This is a genomic window from Clostridioides sp. ES-S-0010-02 (assembly GCA_020641055.1).
Lineage (GTDB): Bacteria > Bacillota > Clostridia > Peptostreptococcales > Peptostreptococcaceae > Clostridioides.
Genome location: CP067345.1, coordinates 1,603,031 through 1,625,770 on the forward strand (window position 1 = coordinate 1,603,031; position 22,740 = coordinate 1,625,770).

Consider the following 22,740-nt stretch of genomic DNA (forward strand, 5'->3'; position numbering starts at 1 on the left):
TTTCCTCTCAAAATTAAATAATATGGTTAAAGTAAAATACTTCAATTATATTATAATAATTATATATATTATAAAGAATAAGATTATAAGAAAATAATTTATTCTAATGTTATTTAATGTGGTTAATTGAGTAGAAATAGTTTGTACTTTCGACAACATATAATATATGTTTGTTATACAATTTGATTGAGAGACATGAAAAAAGGGGGAGATATTTTGAAATCAAAGAAATTATTATCATTAGGGTTAGCTATGTCAATGTTTGTTGCTGGTTGTCCTGTATCTGCAAATGCACTTGATAAAATTGATAAAATTCAAGGAGCAGATAAATATGAAACTGCTGGGATTATTGCAGATAAACAAAGTTATACTACTGCAATACTTGTAAATGCAGATAGTACTATGGCTGATGGTCTAAGTGCAAGTGGACTTGCAGGAGCTACAAATGCGCCAATTCTTTTAACTAAAAAGAATAACATACCAAATGCAACTCTTAAGAGAGTAGAGAAAGCTAACAAGGTGTATATAATTGGTGGAGAAAGTTCTATTGATAAGGCAACAGAAACCTTTCTAAAAGATAAAGGAATAGAGACTAAAAGACTTCAAGGAAGCAATAGGATTAAGACAAGTTACAATGTAGCAAAAGAAATAAATTCTATTAATAAAGTAAGTGAGGTAATATTAACTAATGCTTTCAAAGGTGAACCAGATGCTATGAGTATTGCTTCTGCGGCTGTTAGAGATAAAGCACCCATAGTATTGACTGATGGGAAAAGTGTACCATTTAATACTACTGGAATAGAAAGTTATGCGATAGGTGGTACTTCATCAATGAATGATAACTTAGTAAATGATACTAATTCAACTAGATTGGGTGGAGTAGATAGATATGATACTAATAAGAAGATAGTAAATAAGTTCTATAATGGGACAAAAGAATTTTACATAGCAAGTGGAACCGATTTAGTGTATGCGCTTGTTGGTTCTACAATAGCTCAAAATACTCCAATAGCGTTAGTTGATATTGGAAGTAATAAAGATATGCTTAAAAACGCTACAAAAGTAACAGGGATAGGAAATCTAAGTGATAAAATTATGTTAGAGTGTGAAAATACAATTAATAACATTAGCCTTCCAGCCTCAAATAAGAATATAATATGTGGATTAAAGATTGATTTTGATTCGAATCACATAATTTGGAAAGATAAAGGAAGCTATCTTGAATGTTACGATGAAAACCTTGAATATTATACTGAAGAATATAAAGACCCAACTGTTCCTATAAATGTAGAAAATACAAGTACACAAAATTTAGATATAACAAAATTAAAGGTTTATGGAGAAGCTAATTCAACATTATATATGGAGCAATATGCTAAAATAAAAATGGATTTTAATAGTTTTAGTATATTAAAACCAGGAGAAAAATGTACTATTTATTTAGATATAATTTCATTAGACCCATCAAGAAGTATGTCATTGACGTTTTCTTATGTAGGTGATAAAGAAAACTATAAATATGAACAAGGATTGGCAAGTAGAATATTATTTTATAACCAAGATGGAGAAGATTATTTTGAATATAAATAACTATTTGGTATACAAATTAATAGATGTTGAGGATGTCAATATTATTTGTGCCATCATAGAAGAGGACTTTTTATAATGGCGTAGATGGAATAAATTAACTTGTTACAATTTAATTCAAGAATTCAAACAAAAAGATTGTTCGCACAAGTTCTTTTTGTTTGAATATATTTAATCTAATTTATTATGTAATTCTTGTATTTAATAGAACTTCTTTTATGGTACAATAAATATATAGAGATTTTGCAGTGTTCGTTTTTTTTGATGGTTTGTTCGCAGTCGTTGAATTTACTGTACTATATAGGTTTTTTGTGAAGTGTCAAAAAACACTATTACTCGCTCACTGCAATTTTAAAAGGATTATGTGACTTAAAGTTTTGAAAGTGCTCAATCTATTTTGGGGTTTTATATTAACTATGTGGTATGTAAATTTGTATTTATTGTTATAAAAATACGACAATCATCCTGCGTTTTATATTAACTAAGTAGATAGCATAGTAGTTTAAACTACTATGTTTCCTACAATTAAAATTTAAAAATAAATTATTAATAATGTTAAAAAATTTGTTTTCTATGAGTAATTTAATCAGCGAACTAAAATTCTGATTATAGAAACTATGATATAATAAATATATAAATGTGCAGTGACTGATATTTTGAAAATAAATACTGTAAGGATTGTAAATACTAAGTTATAAGTAATATTTTTTGAATTTATTTTGAGCTTTTACATTAACTAAGTGAAATGTAAATAAGATAATAATAGGAGTGGTTTTCAATGCTGATAAATTATCTTGATAGAGGTTATTTTAAACAAATATATATTATAAGTATTCTTGTAATAATATTTTCAATAATATGTGCATTCAAAGTAACTTTTCTATTCTTATTTCTTGCAGGTTTTTATATTGAACAAACATATAAGTTTTTAATAAAGTATAAAAATAAACTTTATATTTCAATTACAGATGATGATATTTTGATTGATGATAAATATATTTTTAGAAGTAAAAATACTAAAAATCATATCAAATTTAAAGATATAGTAAGTGTAAATAAACAAGATAATATTATCGAAATTTTTACGAATGAAAACTCTTATTGTGTATATTTGAAAGCTTTAAGCATTGAGAGCGAAAAATATCTAATAAATATATTAAAGTCATTTTGTTGATTTAATGTATTCTAAAAAAATAATATTAATATGCTTCATATTAACTAAGTGGATAGAAGAGTAGTTGAACTGAACCCTACTTAGTAGACAGTTTTTAATAAGATAGTTATTTTTAAGCAGCACGCTTATATTCTATAGGTGTGTTGCTATTTAATTTAGATTGTAATCTATCATAGTTATACCAACGTATATAGCTATGAACAGCAGTTTCTAGATCATCTCTTGAAGTATACGAATTTAAGTAGATCTCTTCACTTTTAAGATGACCAAAGAAATTTTCCATATAGGCATTATCATAACAATTTCCTCTTCTAGACATACTTTGAGTAATATTATTTATTTTCAAGATATTTTTATAATCCCAGTAAGTGTAGTGAAACCCTTAATCACTATGAATTAATAGTGACTTCTTATCTGAATCAGAAAGGTTATTTATAGCCTTAGTAACTGTATCTAGTATAAATTTAACATCTAAAGTAGAACTCATTTCATATGAAATGAGTTCATTATTGTATAAATCTTTTATAGCAGATAAATAAATTCTCTGAAGAGATTTTCCATAGTACAAATATGTTATATTTGTGACCCATTTTGTATTAGGTTTATCACACTTAAATTCTCTATTTAATATATTAGGCTCTACTTTATCAAATATTATATTTTTTGGCTAAAGTATTTAAATCTTTTTCTACGAATTAAAGATTTTATATCTAAAGACTTCATCAATCTAATAATTTTTTATGATTTACTTTTATTTTATAATTCTTAAAAAGCGTAGCTTTAATACGCCTATATCCATATACTTTTTTAGATTTATTATATATGTCAATAATCTTTTTTTTAAATCATAATCCCTATTGGGAGATTTTTGCTTCAACATCCATTTATAATATCCACTTCTAGAGACGTCTATAATTGAACATAAAAAACTTACCGTATAATTACTTCTCATGCTATGTATAATACGATATTTATCTACTGTGTGTATAACAATCTTTCTAAATTTAACAACTTTTTTAAATATTCATTTTCTGCTTTAAGTTTAAGTATTTCATCATCTTTTGAAAGCTCTTTAGTTCTACGTCTTCCTTTTGAAGATCCTTTACAAGATCCTCGCTGTTCTTCAAGAGTGTCTATTCCAAGTTCTCTATATTTCTTACACCATTTAATTATCATTTGCTCATGAATTTTAAATTCTTCAGCTAATCTTCTATATGTCTTTTAATTGCTAATAATTTATATTCAACACTATATGTTTTTCTTACATTACATTTTTTAATCAAAAAAATCACCCCATTTAGTAGAATTTTACAGTATCTTGTTTACTGTGTCTACTAAATAGGGTGCTGTTCAAGATAGCTGCTACCTTCTTTTTAGTGATTTTTAGAATTTTTTTAGTTTTTCTGGTGTTTTTGGTTGATATACATGCCACAGAGAAGTTGTGTTTGCAGATAAAAATGCTACAAACATAGCTAATACACCACATACTTTCATAAAATGATATAGAATTTTTTTCATGTTAACATCTCCTTATATTATTTTTTTATTTATAATGATTTGAATAATTAGCAATAAATTTATCCAAAATAAAGCTAAAAAAGTGTATACAACATAATTGTAAATAGATAAGTATCTGCATCCTAGAAGAATAGTCAAGAATAAAGTTATAGATATAATTCTTGACATTAACTTATTTTTTTTATATTTTATTTCATTCAGTGGATTGTTAGCATGGCATACTGGAGCAAAAATAAAAATGCCTATAAAGTTAAAACTAGACAATATCACTAAAAATAATGGAATAGGATTAGAATTGTTTAAAATTATTCCCAAAACCATAGAGATAAAAAAAATACTATTGAAAATTAGGATACAGTTTTTATTGCTATTTGCATGATAGCCACCTGAAAATTGTCTTATTATGCAAAAAGATATTAAGAATACTATAGAATAAATCAATTTACCTAATACCAAACCTATCATTAATGAAGCTAAAGTATTTATTATAGAAGATAGTAAAATCTCTAACCCATATGAACAGATTTCTAAATCGTCTTTTTCTATTACTTGATTTAAAACAAACAAAAAAGCTATTTTATCAGCACAAGATTTTATCATTTAACTTTCTCCTTAAATAATTTTATTAATGAATTATGGATATCAACTATTCTCATATGCAATATTTGAATCTTTTTGTGATTTTCCAATTGGTATCATCATATTTAAATAAAATAAATTTTCAGAGAAATTTATAGAAATTGCACCACCATATTTTTCTAAAGAATTTTTTATACTTTTTATTCCTAATCCATGAAATTCTTTATCTTCTTTTGTAGTTAAAAAAGTATTCTTTTTCAATAAAATATCATTTGATTTTGTATTAGTAATTTTTATTACAAAGAATCTATTTACTATCATTCCCTGCAATTTGATTTTTTTATCACCATTTTTAATCTTTTCACAAGCTTCGATTGCGTTATCTAATGCATTTGCAAATATAGAACATATATCTTCTTCTTTAATAAAATTACAATCACTAAAGTTTATATTAATTCTAAAATCAATTCCTTTTTCTATACAAAGTTCTTTTTTTTCTGATAATATAATGTTTAAAGTAATATTTCCTGTATCAAATACGGTACTATATTCATCAAGCTTTTTTTCTATGTTATTTATGTAATTACTAGTATCAATATTCTTTTTATTCATTTCCTTAATACAAATAAGATGATTTTTCATATCATGGTTTAGTTCTTTTGTTTTAATGTAATATTTTTTTATATTACTATAATATTTATTTTCAACATTTATTTTTTCCTGTAGTTTAGTTAATTCAATATATTTTTTATTACTTTTTAATATTTTAACTAGGCTAGAAATCAATGCTATATTAGAAAATGTTAATAATAGTACCATAATTAAGATATCTAATCTGGTAGTAGAAGAAATATCTAGAAGTTTTAAGATATATTTATAAAATATAAAAAATGATATCATATTTGCTACTATTGGTATGCACATATAAATTTCTCTTTTAGTCACTTGCAAATCGTTAGATATGAATTTATAAATGTACAATAGAGCAATAAGAACTATATTTCCTAAAACTATAGTTTCATATCTATAAAAATTATCATTTAATAAAATATTCATAGAACTCAAATTATTTATTGAAACTATCACTATCATACTTAATGCATTTATGCACACCAATATTGCCCAGTAAGAAAACAAAACTATTAAACATTTGGATATATTAACCTCATAATTTAATTTATAAAAAATAAACATTACAAAAATGCATATTAATATTCTATTATCAGCACCAACATTAGTATAGAAAGTAGAAATAATAATAAAGGTTGAAATTAAAAAATATAAATTTATTAAACTAGTTTTTACTTTACTTGTGTAATCAAACACTTTTTTGCACACCCAAATTTCTATAACAGAAGAAATAATTGTTATAAACATATCTAACATAATAAAACTCTCCATAACTTAAGTAATTTTGAATAAATTTCATTTAACAATACGAAAATGATTTGAAATTTTATAATAATTATATCATAAAATAAATTATCATTGGATAAAGTCGCTAAATATTATATATATATGTGATTATTAATCTAAATGAGTAAAACTATAATACATATTGTAATACTAAAACGAACAAAAATTATCATACTAAAACATAAGACAAGTTATAATTGTATTAGATATATACATTAACATACACTAAAAGTATTCTTTTTATATGAGTGCTTTTAGTGTATATTTTTTTACTTTGTCGAATGATTTTTGTCGTATGAATATATTATGAATAAGACTTTATGATAAAATAAGTTTAGAGAAGTGTTTTTATATTAAAAATTAATGTTTTGAATATTTAGAATTTATAAAAAATTCAGGGGATAAAGCTGATGTTGTTAAAAGAAGAAATTGAGTTGAATTTAGAGCCAAGTGATTTAATAAATTCTATACCATACTTTAAATCTGAATATTCAGATTTATGTGGTTTAGATGCGAATTTTATAAAGGAAGAGTTATTGAAAGCTAAAAATATAGAATATAACAAAAGTTTGATTTGTCACCATATTGCTACTATAAGTTGTAATTTGGTGGCAAATTATTTTATATATTCTTGAAAATATTTATAGTTTTATATTCTACAGTCAATCTATTAATAAGAAATTAGTTGGAGAAATGAGGAAATTTTTATTTAGAGTGTTATTTTAACAGCTAGATTTATATACATTTATTTTTTCTTAAGAAATATATATTATTTCTCAAAAAGTAAAAAGTCACTCTTAGTGAAAGAGCGATTTTTAGCTTGATATAAAAATTGAGTGTTATAAAAAAAATAACTTACTATGATTGGTTATGAAACTTCACTCTAGAGCAATAGATTGTAGTTTCTTTTTTTGTTTTTGATGTTATTTTACATCTTCATTATATCGAATTTTATAAAAAATAAATATATTTGAATTAAATTTGTATCATTTATTGTAAGACTATTTAAAAGTAGATAAAACTAAAAAGGATTTTCTAGAAAATAAAATCTATCTAATTGTACTTATTTATTAAGAACATCACTTGGTATAAATATGATTCTACTACATTTTCTCCGTACTCTAGCATAAAATCATCTAACTGTGTATCTATAAAATTACAATAATCATGTGAACTACTAATATAAGCAGCTAATACATGTGTACACGTATCTATTTTCTCCATAAACATTTTACATCCCCCTAAAAAACTTTCATAAAAACAAAAAGAAAATATCTTTTTGGCAACTGGCTGACATAACTCATAAGATACTTTATAAGTCTTAGTCCCTATAGCTTTGCGTCACTAAATTTCTCTAGTTTTGCCGATTTAGTTTTATTCTACACCTATATAATACTAGAATATAATCCATTATTCAATATTATTATGAGAAAATAAAAAATATTTTAAATTATGAAATAAATTTTGCTCAAAAAAATAAAATGAATGAATAAATTATATGGAAATACTTCTATATGGTTGTGTGTTAAAAAGTGCCTATTATTAATTTAGGCTAGAAAAAGCTTTAGGAAATGATAGGATATGAAAAAAGAAGAATTTTAAAAAGCTTATATGGTAAAAATTGGATAAAAAGGTTTGCTTTAATTCTCTTGCATATAAGACTCTATTAAGATAGAATTTATTTATGCATAAATTGACTTACACTATAGTGTGGTAATAAAACAAAGAAAGTATTTTAGCTTTGAAACAAAAGCTTTTTAAAAAATATACATAAAAATTTAATATCAAAAGTGATTTAAAGATTAGTCTAGTTTATTTCCCCAAAAAGTATTATAATGTTCTTTATGTGTAAAAAAGAATATTCATAATTAGATACTACTCAAGATAAAAAATATTAATATATTGTCGTTATTAATAATATAATAAAAAATTTAATGAATTATATTATTAAATCTAACTTATAATATTTTAAAAAAGATTAGAAAATTAACATAAAATGTAAAAATTCACAATTTTTTCATAAAGTATTTGACTAAAAAATTCTCTTGTTGTAGAATTATGTTAGAAAGAGTTTTGGGGGAGGTGTAAATCATGATAAAAAAAATACCACAAGCAGAACTGAAAGTAATGAAATTTATTTGGAGAGTAGATGCTACAGTGACATCAAAAGATGTTATTGAAGCAATGGAGCAAGAATATGGATGGAAACAAACTACAACACTGACACTTTTATCAAGACTAGTAAAAAAAGAATTCTTATATGCTCAAAAAATAGATAGATATACACATTACACAATAGTGGTTAAGCAACAGGAATACTTAAACTTTGAGACAAAGGATTTCCTAAGTAATATACATAATGATTCTTTGGTAAGTTTAATTTCAGCTTTACATGAGGATGAAGCTATAGATAAAAATAAGCTGGATTTTCTAGAAAATTACTTTGATAATTTAAAGGATGAATAGTTATATGATACAAGTTTTTGAAAATCTTATACAGACAACTATTGTATGTAGTCTTGGTATTTGTCTATTATTATTTTTGAAAAGATATTTATTTAAGAATTTTAGTAAAAAGTTCAATTATTATATTTGGTTAGTAATAGTCTTTAGAATGTTGCTTTTTCTTTTTAATTATACAATAGTGTATGAAGTAAAAGAATCAAAAAGTAATAATGTAGTAGGAAATAATATTACAGAAATCACTGTTCCTACAGATAATAATTTTATGTTGTATTTAGCTTGTTTATGGATATTTGTAGCTATAGTTATTGCAGTATATACTTTTGTAAAGTATATAAAATTTAAAAATCTTGTTGTCGATGTATCTTATGATATAGAAGATGATGATATTAACTGTCTTTATAAAGATTTACTGAAAGAGTTAAATATAAAAAAGAAAATTGAATTAAGAGGTTCTGATGAACTGATAAGTCCAGCAGGTATGGGATTATTTAAATCGTACATATTTTTACCAGATTATCCTTATAGCAAGGATGAGTTAAATTGGATTTTAAGACATGAATTGATGCATTTTAAAAACAAAGATCTTTTAATAAAGTTTGCAGTGTTATTTGTGAAAATAATATATTGGTTTAATCCACTTGTTTATATAATGAGTAATAAAGTAAATATAGATTGTGAATTGTGTTGTGATGAAAGTGTCTTGAATGATTGTTCTTTAAAAGAGAAGAAAGAATATGCATTAGCACTTATAAAGTCAATTAAGTTAAGTAAAAATTATCAAAGTGGGATTTTAACTACAGAATTTAATAAGACAAATTTAGAAAAGAGACTTGAGAGTATTGTTAGAAAGAAAGGCAAAAGTGGTATAATGATATCATTAATTTTGTTTATATTATTTTCAGTTACATATTTTGATTTTGAAAGTATTAGTTTTGATAACTCAAATTCTTTAAGAAATATAGGTATTTTAGAAAAAACAGGAGCAGATCTTAAGGATGAGGGTGTAGTTTCAAATAATCTTTATGTAGAGTAAAGATGACTATATGTGATAAAAATAAATATAATTATTTGAGGAGGAGTTTTGCATTGAAAAAAATTAAAAAAGTTATATTACTTGTAAGTTGTTTAATTTTAGTACCTACTAGTATTGTATTTGCAGATGTAAATGCAATGGAAAAATCTACTATGTCTGTATCTGATGGAGAAGAGACTATAAGTTCATTTACTATAACAGGCTATGAATTTACTTATGAGAATGCACCAGAATTTGCAAAAGATGAATATGAAAAAAGTTGTAAAGAATTAAATATAGTACCAGATAAAAATCACAAAATATTTATTCCAGATAAGGTTATAAATATGTATAATTTGGATGAATATAGTGGTGCTACAAGAGAATCATTTTTTATTGAATTTAAAAAAACATACTTCTTGGTTACAGGAAGTAGAAGTTATAGAGTAGATATAGCAGCTTCATCATCTATTGTAGGATATAATCATACTACATCAGGTAATCCAGTCCATCTAGCACAGATTTTATGTAATCAAATCAATGGTGCTGGCATCAAGGCTGATGGACAATTTGGTACTAATACATATAATGCTGTAAAATCATTGCAAGGCAGACTAGGTGTAGCAAAAGATGGTATTGTTGGAAAAAGTACTTGGGAAGCAGCAGGGTATGCTCTTTAATAAGAAATAATTTCTACATAAAAGAGAGTGTTCTAAGATGATTTTCTAGAAATCATGCAATAAGAAATACTCTCTTTTATATAGACACAATATTATATATTCTACCTAAAAACTATTTTTAAGTTTTTGGATAGAAAACAAGTATAAATTAAGGTCTTATTTATAAGTTGTTTTGTGTATGTTACAATCACTTCCATATAACCATACCATCAATATCCTTAACCTCTTGACAACCAGTCAAAATCATAGTTTCACATAACTCATTCCTAACCTTATCTATAAAAAACTCAACACCATCAAGACCTCCACCAAAAGAAGCAGTAACAAAAGATCTTCCCATCAAAACAGCATCAGCACCCAAACCTAACATCTTAACCACATCAACACCAGTTCTAACACCACCATCAGCAAGTATAGTTATCTTTCCTTTTACAGCCTTAGCTATATCTGGAAGCACCTCACAAGTACCAGGAGTATAATCAAGAACTCGTCCACCATGATTTGAAACAACAATAGCACTAGCTCCAGACTCTACAGCCATCAAAGCATCATCCACAGTCATAATCCCTTTTATTATAAAAGGCAATTTAGTCGCTTCAACCAACTCTCTAATCTCTTCAACTGTCTTAGGTGAAAAAGGATTTTCTTGAAGCTGATTATTAATTAATCCACAAGCATCAAGGTCTACACCAACTGCAAAAGCACCAGCCTCTTCAGATAATCTAATTTTTTCTATTATCTTTGAATTTTTCCAAGGCTTTATAAATACAATTCCATCTCCAGCATTATCTTTTAAAACGTCTAAATTATCCAATAAAAAAGTATCTACATTGGTATCTCCAACCATGGCATAGATTCCAGAGTTAGAGCAACCTCTAACAACAGGTTCTATGTATTCTTTTTCAGAAATCTTACCACCCATATTTAACATAGTACCTGATACAGGTGCAGCAAATATAGGAGCACTCATTTTTTTACCAAATAACTCGATAGTAGTATCTGGATTTGAAACATTATGTATTACTCTCATATTTATTTTTACTCTTTCCAAGCTTCTTCTATTTTCTATAAAAGAAGAGCCACTTCCTTTTCCTCCCATGCCAGGAACATTTCCAGCACAAGCTAATCCATTACAAATCTTACAGACTTTACATTTTCCATTAAAGTTATCTCTAGCAGATTCTAATAATTCATTATAGTTCATATCAAATTCTCCTTTTCATTATATTAAAATTGAGTATTACTATATTGAAAATATCTTAATTGTAAATGAAGAGATGATATTGTGATTAGTTAAACTGAGTAATACATATTAGATATTTTTATTATTGTAGGTAAGTAAATTATAGCATATTAGATAAATAAACTTAAATTGTTTTTGTTGATATAGTATATATATAGGATATTTATTAAAATTCAAAAAGGCTATATATAGATTTTTTTAATCTATATATAGCCTTTAAATTTATGTCAATTTCTTTTTTATCAATGAATAAATAATATAGAATACAATATACAAAAAAGTTGCTCGAAATGTTAGGCTAATCCCCATTTACAAAGCAACATCATTATGCTATGTAAATTTGAATCAACAATGTTTTCACCATACCTCACCATAAAGTCATCTAATTGTGTGTCTATAAATGAATAATATCCACTTATGCTATCAATATATGCAGTCATTAAGTGTATACATTCATCACTTTTATCTTTATACATCTGTATCTCCCCCTATACAATATATAAAATTTGATACTAAATCGTATCTTATAAAATAGTTAAGTGTGTTACATCTATATTCAATCTCTGTATTCATATACTTATATTAATAGGTAAAGTGAATTTTGACAATAGGTTTTGAAAAACTGGATGTTCAAAACGTAAAGTTGGGTTTTAAGATAATTAAGTAAATTATATGTATACAATATATGTATATAACTTACTTAATAAGAAATATTATAAAATTATATAACAATTACTTTTATTAAGAATGTTTAAGTGGTAGAATAACTTGGGAGATTAATAATTATTAGGAGGATATAATATGAGTTTGTACAAGTTTATATATGAAGACAAGGAATATTTATTAAAAGAAGATAATTGCAGTGCTTTAATAAATGATGAGGAAAGTCCAATTCAAGGAATAAGCATTCCAAAAATAATTGAGATACTTAATGAATCAGAAGATGTTGATTTTGATATAGAATACTATCAAGAAGCATGCCCATTATGCTTGGAGGGTGTAAAAGAAAAGAAAAAATTCTTTCCGTTTTTAGAATATCATTTTTATATTTTTAGTAAGGATGGAAAATATGTAATAAGTAATATATCTAGTGATTATAAAGGGATGTCTTTTAATAAATTATCAAGAGCAAATAAAGTTGATAATAGTTACATTGTAAGTGTGATAATTTGCGAAAATTGTCAAGATTATATAATTCAAATAGAAAATTGTATAGTTTAGTGTAATTTATGTCTTAATTTAGGAGAAATTTCTAAATTAAGACACCGACTTTTTTTAAAAATAGTATGGAAAATTACTAAATTTGTGAGATAATGAAAGTCGGAGGTGGGTTACAATATATAATAAATATTTGGAAGATATAGATAGTATAATTTTAGATTCAATGTTTAAGCTGACCTTGAATGAAAAACTATTAAATAATGATAACTTTTTTGAAAAAAGAATTGATGAAATTAACAATTCAATTAATTCCTACAAAACTGAACAAAGTAGTTTAATGTTATTAAAATTAAATTTTTTGCTAGCTTTACTGTATGGTATTCAAGGATTTAGTGAAAAAATGAAAAAGTATATTTTGATTTCCTGTAAATATATTGAACAATACTTACCTAAAGATTATGTGTTTTTAGCACGATTTTATTCACAAATAGCCATTTTAAGTTTAAAGAATGAAGATGTAAATAGAGCAGATCTATATATAGATAAATTTAATCTTATTTGTAAGGGGAGCAATTTTTTAGTGGAAGAAATTATCTTTGAATCTCAATTGATTTATATTAAAGCAAGTAAATGTATTGATTCTTCTATAATAATTAAGGAAATAGAAGACTTATATATAAAAGTAAAAGAAACTAATGATTTTAATTGTAAAAAAATATATTTTTTTATAATTGGTAAGATATATTTTTTGTTTTTAGATGATGCATTAATTGCTAAAATGAATTTCTTAAAAGCAAGAAAATATGCAGAGTTATCAAAAGATATAGAAGTATGCTCACTATGCGATATAAAGCTAGGGGAATGTGAATGTTCCTTTGAAAATTATGAAGGAGCAAGAGGATACTTTAATGAAGTAATAAAGAATAAGAAATATACAAACGTAAATATGATTCAAAAGTATAGAGCATCAAATAACATAACTAAATTATTAATAAAAACTAAAGACTATTCAGGTGCTATAAATAATTTAGCAAAATCTGAAGTATATTTGGAAAAATTTAAGAATCAAGATTTAAAAGAAGTAGAAAAATTAGACTTATGTATAAATCTAGCTATGTACTATGCAGAAAGTAATGAAAAATCATTTGAGAAATCAACTTGTTATTTAAATCGGGCTAAAAGTTTATTAAATAACATAAATAATGTAGAAGAGTATATAATATATGATTTAGAAGTGATTTATCATCAGATTAATATATATTATATATTTGAAGATTATGAAAAGTCCTTGATTACAAGCAAAAAACTTCTTGAAAAGGCTAAAGAAGCTAAAAATTATAATTATGTGAAAGAAGCATATAAAACTATACACATGTGTTTTGAGAAGATACAAGATTATGAAATGAGTATGAGATACTTTAAAATGTACTATGAGTTAAAACAGATGTATATGAAAGCTAGGAATAGAAATTATATAGACTCCTTAAATTATAGACATGAGCATATCGAAAAAGAAATAAATAATATGAAAAAAATAAAACTCGATTTAGATAAGAAAAAATACATCGACCCTTTGACAAATGCTTATAATAGAGCATATTTAAATAATTTCTTAGAAAAACAAGAGATTAGTGAGTACAGTTCTGCATTTATGATAGATGTAGATTATTTTAAGGAATACAATGACACTCATGGTCATTATAATGGAGATATTGCTCTTAAAAATATAACTATGATAATAAAAAAATATTTAAAAGAGGACATGTCTGTTATAAGGTATGGAGGAGAGGAATTTTTAATATTGTCTATATGCAAAGATTATAGAAAAAGCAAAGTATTTGGAAAAAAGTTATGTAAGGTTGTAAAAAAATTCTTAAATGATGATTTGACGATTAGTATTGGTATTGATACTTGTAAAAATAGTAGTATAGATATAAGTGAAATAATTGAAAATGCGGATAAAGCCTTATACAAAGCAAAACAAACTGGAAGAAATAGATGTTTGCATTATTATGATTTTAAGAATTTTTAACTCTTGAAATAGGATTGGTGATTTACTTGAAAGGGAGTTTAATAGAAGATTTAAAGAGAAATATAAAAAAGATAGAATATGATATGTTGACTAAGTTCTATCTGAATTTGACCGATTTAAACTACATCTTGGATTATCACAAAGACCTTTTAAATACAAAAATAGATGCTAAAGATAGAGTCTATATTTTATATTTAATTAGTCTAATAAACTATGTAAAAAAAGATAGAGAAGCATCGTATAATTATTTGATAGTTTCACTAAAAGATATTAAACAATTATCACTAAAAGATGATGCAGATATAATATCTAAGATTTATATTTATCTTACTCTATCTGCTATTTCTATAAAAAAATACGATAAAGCAAATCATTTTTATTTTTTAGCCAAAAAAATTATAAAACAACAACGTTTGAATGAATTATTGGTTTTGTTTAATATGAGTTTATGTGTAGAAATAAGTGCACTATATAAAACTAAATCTGAAGTAGTACTATTAGTAGAGGAAGTATCCTTTTTTAAAAAATTAAAAAATAAAGTTCTTGTAAGTAGAGCAAATTATATATTTGGTAGGGTATATCTATACTTATTTAACAACTTTATAAAAAGTATGGAGTATTTGATTGAATGTCTAAGATTAGCCCAGGAAAATAATCTATATTCTATAGAAGCTTTTTGCAAATGTATAATAAGCCTCTGTTATCTAGAAAGTGGGAATAACAGAGAAGCCATAAAGTATATAAAAAATGCACTAGATGTTGCACATAATAATAATTCAGTATGTTCAACTGAAAGAGTAGCAATAAAAATAGACCTTATATGGGCATATTTAAAAGAAGATATGAATAAAGAAGCAGAAGTTGTTTTAGAAAAAACTATAGAACTGATGGATGTTGTTGAAGGCGTATATAAAGATTATTTGTACTCATTCATATTTTTATATTCAGCCGAAATAGAGTTAAAGAAAGATACTTGTAATTTTGAAAGAGTAAATGCATATTTGATTTTATCAAAAAACATATATAAAAGTTTTGGAGATGTTTTTATATATAATTCTAAATTAGATTATATTTATAAGTTATATGGAGATTTATATATAAAATTTAACAATGTAGATGAAGGAATAAGATATTATTTGAAAGGTTTAAACTTAGTTAAAAAAAGTTCATTAAATCCTAAAAAATTGTCTATATTTTATGGTCTAATAGCAAAAGGATATGAATTGAAAAAAGAGTTCAAACTAGCGATTGAATATTATAAAAGTATGGATTGGTATTCAGATAAGTGGGAAAAAAACAATTCTTATAAAACATCACAAGGTATTCATAAACAATATGAATTAAGACAAAAACAAGAAAGTTTAAGATTACTTGTAGATAATAATAAGAAATTGGAAAATGATATTCTAACTGATGGACTAACTCGACTATATAATAGAAGATACTTAGAACAACAATTGAATTTATTCAATGAAGATATAGATAAAAATATGATGGCAATATTGATTGATATAGATTATTTTAAAAGCTATAATGATAACTATGGTCATCCAGCAGGAGATAAAGTTATAATTAAAGTAACTGACATTATAAAAAATGTATTTATAGATATTACTAAACACATAATTAGATATGGAGGAGAGGAAATCTTAATATTAGTAGATTCTATAAAATCAATAAATGTTGAAGAGATTGATAAGATAGAAATATATATTAAAAGAGTTTTTAAACTTCTTGAATTTGAAGGAATTGAACATATATACTCTAAAGTAGAAAACTATGTGACTATAAGTGCTGGAGTAAGTATAAAAAGATGTCGTAGTAGAAAAGATGTCGAGATATTAATTGAAGATGCAGACAAAAACCTATATAAATCAAAAAAAGCAGGTAGAAATCAGTATATACTATAATTTAAAATTGAGGTGATTTTATTGCAAAAGAAGATAGGAATTATAGCCTCTGATATTGAATTAAAAGAAAGAATAGAAGAATTATATAGAGAAGATGTAGAAAATGGAACTATAATAATCGACATACTTAATCTTGATTTAATGGAAAATCAAGGACGTATACTTGTTGAGAAAGGTGCTCAAGCTATAATCGGCAGAGGAGGAGGTTATAGTTTAGTAATAGACACAGTAAGTGTACCTGTAATACCCATGAATATGAAATCAACCGACCTTCTAAGAGCAATAGAAATGGCAAAGCGATATTCTAAAAAAGTAGTATTAATACTTGGAGATAATGAAGTTTCTTTTGATTATGTTGGTTGGAGAAATGTCATAAGTACTGAAATAACTGAAGAATGGTTTGAATCTAAATACGAAATAAGAAGTAAGGTTGTAAAGTATATAGACCAAAAAGATGAAGTTGTAATAGTTGGTGGAGGTCTAGCGTGTTCTTTTGCGAGACAATATGGTATTGATAGTGTATTTGCAACTGCCAGTGACGAATCTATAAGAGAAGCTGTTGAGTATTGTAAGAAATTATTAGATACATTAGGCGAGGAAAAATTTAATAATGAAGTATTAAGAAATATATTAGATGGTATAAAAGATGGAGTAATTGCTATAGATAGTAATGGAAGTATAATTTTGTACAATGAAAGTGCAAAAAACATGCTTAAAGTAGAAAGAAAATGTGCGCTTAATAAATATATTCTAGATATATTTCCAAAAATGGGATGGCTATTAGATTGTCTACATGAGAAAGATGATGTAGAAGATAGAAAGATAAGAAATATAAACAACTTGATTGTTAATACTAGAACAACATTAATAAAAGTAGATGATAGCACTTATGGAGTTTTAGGAATAATACAAGATATAACTAAGCTACAAAATTTAGAAAGAAAAATAAGGTTTGATTTAAATCAAAAAGGTCTATATGCTAGATATACTTTTGATGATTTTTTATTTAAAGATAAATTAACAAAGGAATTTATTGAAGAAGCTAAAAAAATTGGGAAAAGTGATTACACAACGCTACTTTATGGAGAAAGTGGGTCTGGTAAAGAAATTATAGCCCATAGTATACATAATATAAGCAAAAGAAAAGACAGGCCTTTTGTGGCTATAAACTGTGCTACTATAGCAGAAAATTTGCTTGAAAGTGAGCTTTTTGGATATGAAGAAGGTGCATTTACAGGTGCTAGGAAAGGTGGAAAAAGAGGGTTATTTGAACTTGCTCATGGAGGAACTCTTTTTCTTGATGAAATAAACAGTCTCTCATTTAATATTCAGACAAAACTATTAAGAGTAATAGAGGAGCGACAAATAATGAGAATTGGCTCTGACTACATAATACCTTTGGATATTAGAATCATAGCAGCTACCAATGAATCTTTAACAGAAAAAATAGTTATGGGTACATTTAGAGCTGACTTATTCTATAGATTAAGTAGTTTAGAGATAAATATCCCTCCTTTAAGAGATAGAAGAGAAGATATAATACCATTGTTTAATAATTTTGTAAATGAAGTTTTAAAGGATGATGGTTTACATGGAATAAACAGTATAGATGAAAATTTTGCTCTAACTAAGGATGAGATAAATGCGCTATATAATTATAGTTGGCCTGGAAATGTTAGAGAGCTAAAAACAATAGCTCAAAAGTATGTTGTGACAGGGAAAATTAAATTAAGAAAAGAGCAAAACTTTAAGGCTAAAGAAGTAGTACCTAGTTCTAGTGTAGAAGAATTTAATGTTGAAACAACAGCAAGTATGGAAACTACAGATAAAGTCATAGATATAAGTAAGATAAATGATGGTAAGGTAAGTATAGATATAAAAGAAGTAAATAAGTATGTTGAAGAAAAAATAATAAGCATGCTTTTTGCTCAGGGGCTTTCCAAAAATGAAGTTGCACAAGTTCTTGGAATAAGTAGAACATCTCTATGGAAAAAGTATAATAAAAATATTTGACATAATTACATATAAATTATTTTGAAGTGATGTTAATTTTTCAAAACGAATGTTAAGAAAAATTAACATTATTTTTTTGTAGAATTTTATTTTTTCAGACAAGCACATAGATTTGTAAGAAAAATAACTTAAACACTTAATTTTAGTAGTGAAAAAAATCAGAATTCTAAACAAAAGTAGTTTTACATAAAGTTAAATTTGTTGGCATGCTAATTGCTTAATATAAATGTGAGAGTAAATACAATTTTAGGGGTGATGGTATGAGTCAAAGTATGGTTGGTAAGCATGCAATGTGGCCAAAAGAAAATGATGTTATATTTAGCTTATCTGGAAGAGCTCAAGCAGCAGAAAAAGCTTTAGGTATGGATAATGTAATAAATGCAACAATAGGCGCTCTAATGGATGACTCAGGAAAATTAATAACAATGAAAACTGTATATGATGAATATAAAGCATTAGATAACTGTGATATAGGTGCATATGCAGCCCTTGAAGGTCAGCCAGACTACTTAGAAGCAGTTAAAAAAGTATTTTTTAGAGATTACTTACCAGAAGGACATATAAGAGTATTAGCTTCACCAGGAGGAAGTGGTGCAATAAAACTAGCTGTATGGAATTATACAAATGAAGGTGACGAAGTTTTAACATCTGATTGGTTTTGGAGTCCATATGTTAGTATAGCTGAAGAAGCTAATAGAAAAGTAGTAAACTACCAATTGTTTGATGAAAATAGAAAATTTAATTTTGATTCATTCAAAGAAAATTTTGTGAATATAGCAGAAAAACAAGGAAGAGTTTTTACAATTATAAATACACCAGCTCACAATCCAACAGGATATAGTGTTGCAGATGATGAGTGGGATAAAATATTAGACTTATCAAAAGAAGTTGCACAAGATAAAGACAAAAAGATAATATTTTTCGTAGATTCAGCATATATTGACTTTGCAGGTGATGATGATGTATGTAGAAAATTCTTTAAGAAATTTTCCAACTTGCCTGAAAACGTTCTTATATTAGTTGGTTTTAGTATGTCAAAAGGATTTACAGCTTATGGAATGAGAATGGGAGCTATAATTTGTATATCTTCAAGTGAAGATGTAGCAGAAGAGTTCCATTATTCATGTGTTCATTCATGTAGAGCAAACTGGTCAAATTGCAATAGAAGTGCTATGGCAGTTCTATCTAATATTGTAAATGACCCTAAAAAATTCAAAGAATATGAGGAGGAAAAAGAAGTATACAAAAAAATGCTGACTAGAAGAGCAGATGTATTTGTAAAAGAAGCTGAAAGAGTAGGATTAGAAATTCTTCCATATATAGCAGGTTTCTTTGTAAGTATACCATGTGATAATCCAAGAGAAGTATGTGAAGAATTAACTAAACACAATGTATTTGCAATTCCATTGAAGATGGGATTAAGATTTGCAGTTTGTGCAGTTTCAGAAGAAAAATGTAAGAAAGCACCAAGTATTATAAAAGAAGCACTTGAAAGTTTAGAAGTAAAAATAAATAATTAATTTCATTGAACAAATTGGGTGGACTATGAATTTAATAATTGTAGATGGAGGGAATTTTATATGAAACAATTGATGACAGGTAATGAGGCAATTGCACGTGGAGCCTATGAGGCTGGTGTTAAATATGCATCTGCATATCCAGGTACTCCAAGTACAGAAATACTAGAAAATTTAGCAACATATAAAGATGCAATAGTTGCAGAATGGGCTCCAAACGAAAAGGTAGCACTTGAGGCTGCTATAGGGGGTTCAATTGCAGGAGCAAGAACTATGGCTTCTATGAAACATGTTGGTGTAAATGTTGCAGCGGATCCAATATTTACTTATGCATATACAGGCGTAAATGGTGGTATGGTACTTATTACTGCAGATGAACCGGGAATGCATTCATCTCAAAATGAACAAGACAATAGAATGTATGCAAAGTTTGCAAAGATACCTTTATTTGAACCATCAACTAGCCAAGAAGCTAAAGATATGATAAAAGAAGCTTTTGAAGTAAGTGAAAAATATGATACACCAGTTTTATATAGAGTTACAACAAGACTCTGTCACTCAAAAGGTTTAGTAGAGTGTTATGATAGAGAAGAAGTTGAAATTAAAGAGTATGTGAAAAATGCTAAAAAAATGGTTACTGTTCCAGCAAATGCTCAAATAAGAAGAGGCGTTGTTGAAGAGAGAATGGAAACTCTTAAAAAATTCTCAAATGAAACTGACTTAAACTACTATGAAATAAATGATACAAAAATAGGTGTTATAGCTTCAGGTATGTGTTGTAATTTTGCTAAAGAAGTATTTGAAAAAAATGCATCATATATGAAGTTAGGATTTACAAATCCATTACCTTATGAAAAAATAAAAGAATTTGCAGACAAAGTAGATAAAATATATGTAATAGAAGAAAACGACCCATTTATAGAAGAACAAATAAAAGCGTATGGAATAGATTGTATTGGAAAAGATGTAATACCTCCATATGGAGAAATGACACCAGATGTTTTAAGAAAAGCTATATTTGGAAAAACAAATGACACTATAGAATATAAAACTGAATTAGTAACACCAAGACCACCAAGTTTCTGTGCAGGATGTCCACATAGAGGATTCTTCTATGAACTTGGAAAGAGAAAAAATTTAATAGTTGGTGGAGATATAGGATGTTATACTCTTGGATTTGCTCCTCCATATAATGGAATAGATTATGTTGTTTGTATGGGTTCTGCCTTTGGAACTGCACATGGTGCTCAAAAAGTTCTTAACATGAAAGAAGGAAATGAAAAGAGATTAGTAGGTGTACTTGGAGATTCAACTTTCTTCCATACAGGAATAAATGGTCTTTTAGATGTAGTTTACAATAGAGGTAATTCTATATCAGTAATATTAGACAATAGAATAACTGGAATGACAGGACATCAAGAAAATCCAGGTTCAGGATATACTTTACAAGGTGATAAAACTAAAGATGTTGACATAGAAGGATTAGTCAAAGCTTGTGGAATAGAACATGTAAGAGTTATAGACCCTAATAATCTAAAAGAAGTAAATGAAGCATTAGATTGGGCTTTGGCTATAGAAGATGAACCATCTGTAATAATCACAAGATGGCCATGCGTACTTAAAAAATTCTCTAAAGAAGATATAGAAGAGTTTAATAATCCATTTAAAACTAAGTGTAAGGTTGACCATGATAAGTGTATAGGATGTAAATTATGCTTAAAAACTGGATGTCCAGCACTATCATTTGATAAAGAAAATAAATTATCAAATATAGATAGAAATCAGTGTGTAGGATGTGGAGTATGTTCACAAGTTTGTCCAAAACAAGCAATAGTTAAGGAGGAAAAATAATATGACTAAGAGTATACTTTTGGTAGGTGTAGGAGGTCAAGGAACTATACTTGCTAGTAAATTATTAACTATGGGATTGATGGAAGCTGGATATGATGTAAAAATGAGTGAGATACATGGTATGAGCCAAAGAGGAGGTTCAGTTTCTTCACAAGTTAGATATGGAGATTGTGTTCATTCTCCAGTTATAGAAATTGGAGGAGCAGACATTTTAGTATCTTTTGAAAAGATGGAGGCTTTAAGATGGTTTAATTATCTAAAGCCAGAAGGAAAAGCTTTAGTAAATAATCATAGAATAGACTCTATGACTGTTTTAATCGGAGGAGCTGAATATCAAGAAAATGATATAGATGCAGAATTAAATAGATTAAATGCAAAAGTGATAAATGCAGCAGATAAAGCTGAAGAATTAGGAAATGCAAAGATAATGAATGTTATTTTATTAGGATGTCTAGTTAAATCTATGGAACTAGAGTCTATTGACTGGGAAAAAATTATAAGTGAAAATGTTAAACCAAAATTTGTCGAGTTAAATATAAAAGCTTTCCATGAAGGTATGGAAATGGTTGGCAAATAGTTTA

22 protein-coding genes and 1 riboswitch are annotated in these 22,740 nt (G+C 26.2%); of the genes, 13 read left to right on the plus strand and 9 right to left on the minus strand.

The window, feature by feature from the left end; all coding sequences use genetic code 11:
- Positions 1-216: 216 nt before the first annotated feature.
- Both JJC01_07415 and JJC01_07420 read left to right on the plus strand, forming a co-directional pair.
- Positions 217-1,590, plus strand: a complete 1,374-nt coding sequence (locus JJC01_07415; GenBank protein UDN59678.1) for a cell wall-binding repeat-containing protein — start codon at positions 217-219, stop codon at positions 1,588-1,590.
- 976 nt (positions 1,591-2,566) lie between these two features.
- Positions 2,567-2,761 carry a hypothetical protein gene (locus tag JJC01_07420; protein ID UDN60141.1) on the plus strand — a complete coding sequence of 65 codons (195 nt, stop codon included), beginning with the start codon at positions 2,567-2,569 and terminating at the stop codon, positions 2,759-2,761.
- A gap of 112 nt (positions 2,762-2,873) precedes the next feature.
- Here JJC01_07420 and JJC01_07425 read toward each other — a convergent pair whose 3' ends face one another.
- The 6 genes from JJC01_07425 to JJC01_07450 form a co-directional block, all read right to left on the minus strand.
- Complete coding sequence (locus JJC01_07425; protein UDN59679.1) at positions 2,874-3,107, minus strand: IS3 family transposase; 234 nt, start codon at positions 3,105-3,107, stop codon at positions 2,874-2,876.
- 376 nt (positions 3,108-3,483) lie between these two features.
- Positions 3,484-3,594: a transposase gene (locus JJC01_07430; protein ID UDN60142.1), complete on the minus strand. Its 111-nt coding sequence runs from the start codon at positions 3,592-3,594 to the stop codon at positions 3,484-3,486.
- A 142-nt stretch (positions 3,595-3,736) separates the two neighbouring features.
- Positions 3,737-3,949, minus strand: coding sequence for a hypothetical protein (locus tag JJC01_07435; protein ID UDN60143.1), 213 nt, complete (start codon positions 3,947-3,949; stop codon positions 3,737-3,739).
- A gap of 195 nt (positions 3,950-4,144) precedes the next feature.
- Entirely contained in the window at positions 4,145-4,279 is a 135-nt protein-coding gene (locus tag JJC01_07440) for a cyclic lactone autoinducer peptide (GenBank protein ID UDN59680.1), read from the minus strand.
- Positions 4,280-4,291: 12 nt separating this feature from the next.
- Complete coding sequence (locus JJC01_07445) at positions 4,292-4,879, minus strand: accessory gene regulator B family protein (GenBank protein UDN59681.1); 588 nt, start codon at positions 4,877-4,879, stop codon at positions 4,292-4,294.
- A gap of 42 nt (positions 4,880-4,921) precedes the next feature.
- Positions 4,922-6,259, minus strand: a complete 1,338-nt coding sequence (locus JJC01_07450) for a GHKL domain-containing protein (protein ID UDN59682.1) — start codon at positions 6,257-6,259, stop codon at positions 4,922-4,924.
- 425 nt (positions 6,260-6,684) lie between these two features.
- Between JJC01_07450 and JJC01_07455 the strand changes: the two genes are divergently transcribed.
- Positions 6,685-6,909: a hypothetical protein gene (locus JJC01_07455; protein UDN59683.1), complete on the plus strand. Its 225-nt coding sequence runs from the start codon at positions 6,685-6,687 to the stop codon at positions 6,907-6,909.
- Between the two features lie 418 nt (positions 6,910-7,327).
- Here the strand turns inward: JJC01_07455 and JJC01_07460 are convergent, their stop codons facing one another.
- Positions 7,328-7,504, minus strand: coding sequence for a hypothetical protein (locus JJC01_07460; GenBank protein ID UDN59684.1), 177 nt, complete (start codon positions 7,502-7,504; stop codon positions 7,328-7,330).
- A gap of 48 nt (positions 7,505-7,552) precedes the next feature.
- Positions 7,553-7,649, minus strand: a riboswitch (cyclic di-GMP riboswitch).
- A 716-nt stretch (positions 7,650-8,365) separates the two neighbouring features.
- Here JJC01_07460 and JJC01_07465 point away from each other — a divergent pair.
- The 3 genes from JJC01_07465 (at position 8,366) to JJC01_07475 (ending at position 10,432) form a co-directional block, all read left to right on the plus strand.
- On the plus strand, positions 8,366-8,740 hold the full coding sequence (locus tag JJC01_07465; GenBank protein UDN59685.1) for a BlaI/MecI/CopY family transcriptional regulator: 375 nt from the start codon (positions 8,366-8,368) through the stop codon (positions 8,738-8,740).
- Positions 8,733-9,773 carry a protease gene (locus tag JJC01_07470; protein ID UDN59686.1) on the plus strand — a complete coding sequence of 347 codons (1,041 nt, stop codon included), beginning with the start codon at positions 8,733-8,735 and terminating at the stop codon, positions 9,771-9,773. The genes JJC01_07465 and JJC01_07470 overlap by 8 nt, the downstream gene beginning before the upstream one ends.
- Before the next feature lie 137 nt (positions 9,774-9,910).
- Positions 9,911-10,432 carry a peptidoglycan-binding protein gene (locus JJC01_07475; GenBank protein UDN60144.1) on the plus strand — a complete coding sequence of 174 codons (522 nt, stop codon included), beginning with the start codon at positions 9,911-9,913 and terminating at the stop codon, positions 10,430-10,432.
- 187 nt (positions 10,433-10,619) lie between these two features.
- Here the strand turns inward: JJC01_07475 and JJC01_07480 are convergent, their stop codons facing one another.
- The gene (locus JJC01_07480; GenBank protein ID UDN59687.1) at positions 10,620-11,636 is read right to left on the minus strand and encodes an alpha-hydroxy-acid oxidizing protein; all 1,017 of its coding nucleotides are present in this window, start codon (positions 11,634-11,636) and stop codon (positions 10,620-10,622) included.
- Positions 11,637-11,968: 332 nt separating this feature from the next.
- Positions 11,969-12,151 (minus strand): hypothetical protein, encoded by a 183-nt coding sequence (locus JJC01_07485; GenBank protein UDN59688.1) that lies wholly within the window; start codon positions 12,149-12,151, stop codon positions 11,969-11,971.
- 325 nt (positions 12,152-12,476) lie between these two features.
- Here JJC01_07485 and JJC01_07490 point away from each other — a divergent pair, with 325 nt between their 5' ends.
- The 7 genes from JJC01_07490 to JJC01_07520 all read left to right on the plus strand — a co-directional run bounded on the left by JJC01_07490 (position 12,477) and on the right by JJC01_07520 (position 22,736).
- A complete protein-coding gene (locus tag JJC01_07490) occupies positions 12,477-12,896 on the plus strand; it encodes a DUF3785 domain-containing protein (GenBank protein UDN59689.1) in 420 nt (139 codons plus the stop codon).
- Between the two features lie 130 nt (positions 12,897-13,026).
- Complete coding sequence (locus tag JJC01_07495; GenBank protein UDN59690.1) at positions 13,027-14,868, plus strand: GGDEF domain-containing protein; 1,842 nt, start codon at positions 13,027-13,029, stop codon at positions 14,866-14,868.
- 26 nt (positions 14,869-14,894) lie between these two features.
- A complete protein-coding gene (locus JJC01_07500) occupies positions 14,895-16,778 on the plus strand; it encodes a GGDEF domain-containing protein (GenBank protein UDN59691.1) in 1,884 nt (627 codons plus the stop codon).
- A gap of 12 nt (positions 16,779-16,790) precedes the next feature.
- Entirely contained in the window at positions 16,791-18,791 is a 2,001-nt protein-coding gene (locus JJC01_07505; protein ID UDN59692.1) for a sigma 54-interacting transcriptional regulator, read from the plus strand.
- 260 nt (positions 18,792-19,051) lie between these two features.
- Complete coding sequence (locus tag JJC01_07510) at positions 19,052-20,311, plus strand: aminotransferase class I/II-fold pyridoxal phosphate-dependent enzyme (protein ID UDN59693.1); 1,260 nt, start codon at positions 19,052-19,054, stop codon at positions 20,309-20,311.
- Positions 20,312-20,371: 60 nt separating this feature from the next.
- Positions 20,372-22,159, plus strand: coding sequence for an indolepyruvate ferredoxin oxidoreductase subunit alpha (gene iorA, locus JJC01_07515; GenBank protein ID UDN59694.1), 1,788 nt, complete (start codon positions 20,372-20,374; stop codon positions 22,157-22,159).
- A 1-nt stretch (position 22,160) separates the two neighbouring features.
- Positions 22,161-22,736: an indolepyruvate oxidoreductase subunit beta gene (locus JJC01_07520; protein ID UDN59695.1), complete on the plus strand. Its 576-nt coding sequence runs from the start codon at positions 22,161-22,163 to the stop codon at positions 22,734-22,736.
- Positions 22,737-22,740 lie beyond the last annotated feature (4 nt).

Coding starts and splice junctions, on each gene's coding strand:
- JJC01_07440 (UDN59680.1), bottom strand. CDS start 4,279: ATGAAAAAAATTCTATATCATTTTATGAAAGTATGTGGTGTATTAGCT.
- JJC01_07445 (UDN59681.1), bottom strand. CDS start 4,879: ATGATAAAATCTTGTGCTGATAAAATAGCTTTTTTGTTTGTTTTAAAT.
- JJC01_07450 (UDN59682.1), bottom strand. CDS start 6,259: ATGGAGAGTTTTATTATGTTAGATATGTTTATAACAATTATTTCTTCT.
- JJC01_07455 (UDN59683.1), top strand. CDS start 6,685: ATGTTGTTAAAAGAAGAAATTGAGTTGAATTTAGAGCCAAGTGATTTA.
- JJC01_07460 (UDN59684.1), bottom strand. CDS start 7,504: ATGTTTATGGAGAAAATAGATACGTGTACACATGTATTAGCTGCTTAT.
- JJC01_07465 (UDN59685.1), top strand. CDS start 8,366: ATGATAAAAAAAATACCACAAGCAGAACTGAAAGTAATGAAATTTATT.
- JJC01_07470 (UDN59686.1), top strand. CDS start 8,733: ATGAATAGTTATATGATACAAGTTTTTGAAAATCTTATACAGACAACT.
- JJC01_07475 (UDN60144.1), top strand. CDS start 9,911: ATGGAAAAATCTACTATGTCTGTATCTGATGGAGAAGAGACTATAAGT.
- JJC01_07480 (UDN59687.1), bottom strand. CDS start 11,636: ATGAACTATAATGAATTATTAGAATCTGCTAGAGATAACTTTAATGGA.
- JJC01_07485 (UDN59688.1), bottom strand. CDS start 12,151: ATGTATAAAGATAAAAGTGATGAATGTATACACTTAATGACTGCATAT.
- JJC01_07490 (UDN59689.1), top strand. CDS start 12,477: ATGAGTTTGTACAAGTTTATATATGAAGACAAGGAATATTTATTAAAA.
- JJC01_07510 (UDN59693.1), top strand. CDS start 19,052: ATGAGTCAAAGTATGGTTGGTAAGCATGCAATGTGGCCAAAAGAAAAT.
- iorA (UDN59694.1), top strand. CDS start 20,372: ATGAAACAATTGATGACAGGTAATGAGGCAATTGCACGTGGAGCCTAT.
- JJC01_07520 (UDN59695.1), top strand. CDS start 22,161: ATGACTAAGAGTATACTTTTGGTAGGTGTAGGAGGTCAAGGAACTATA.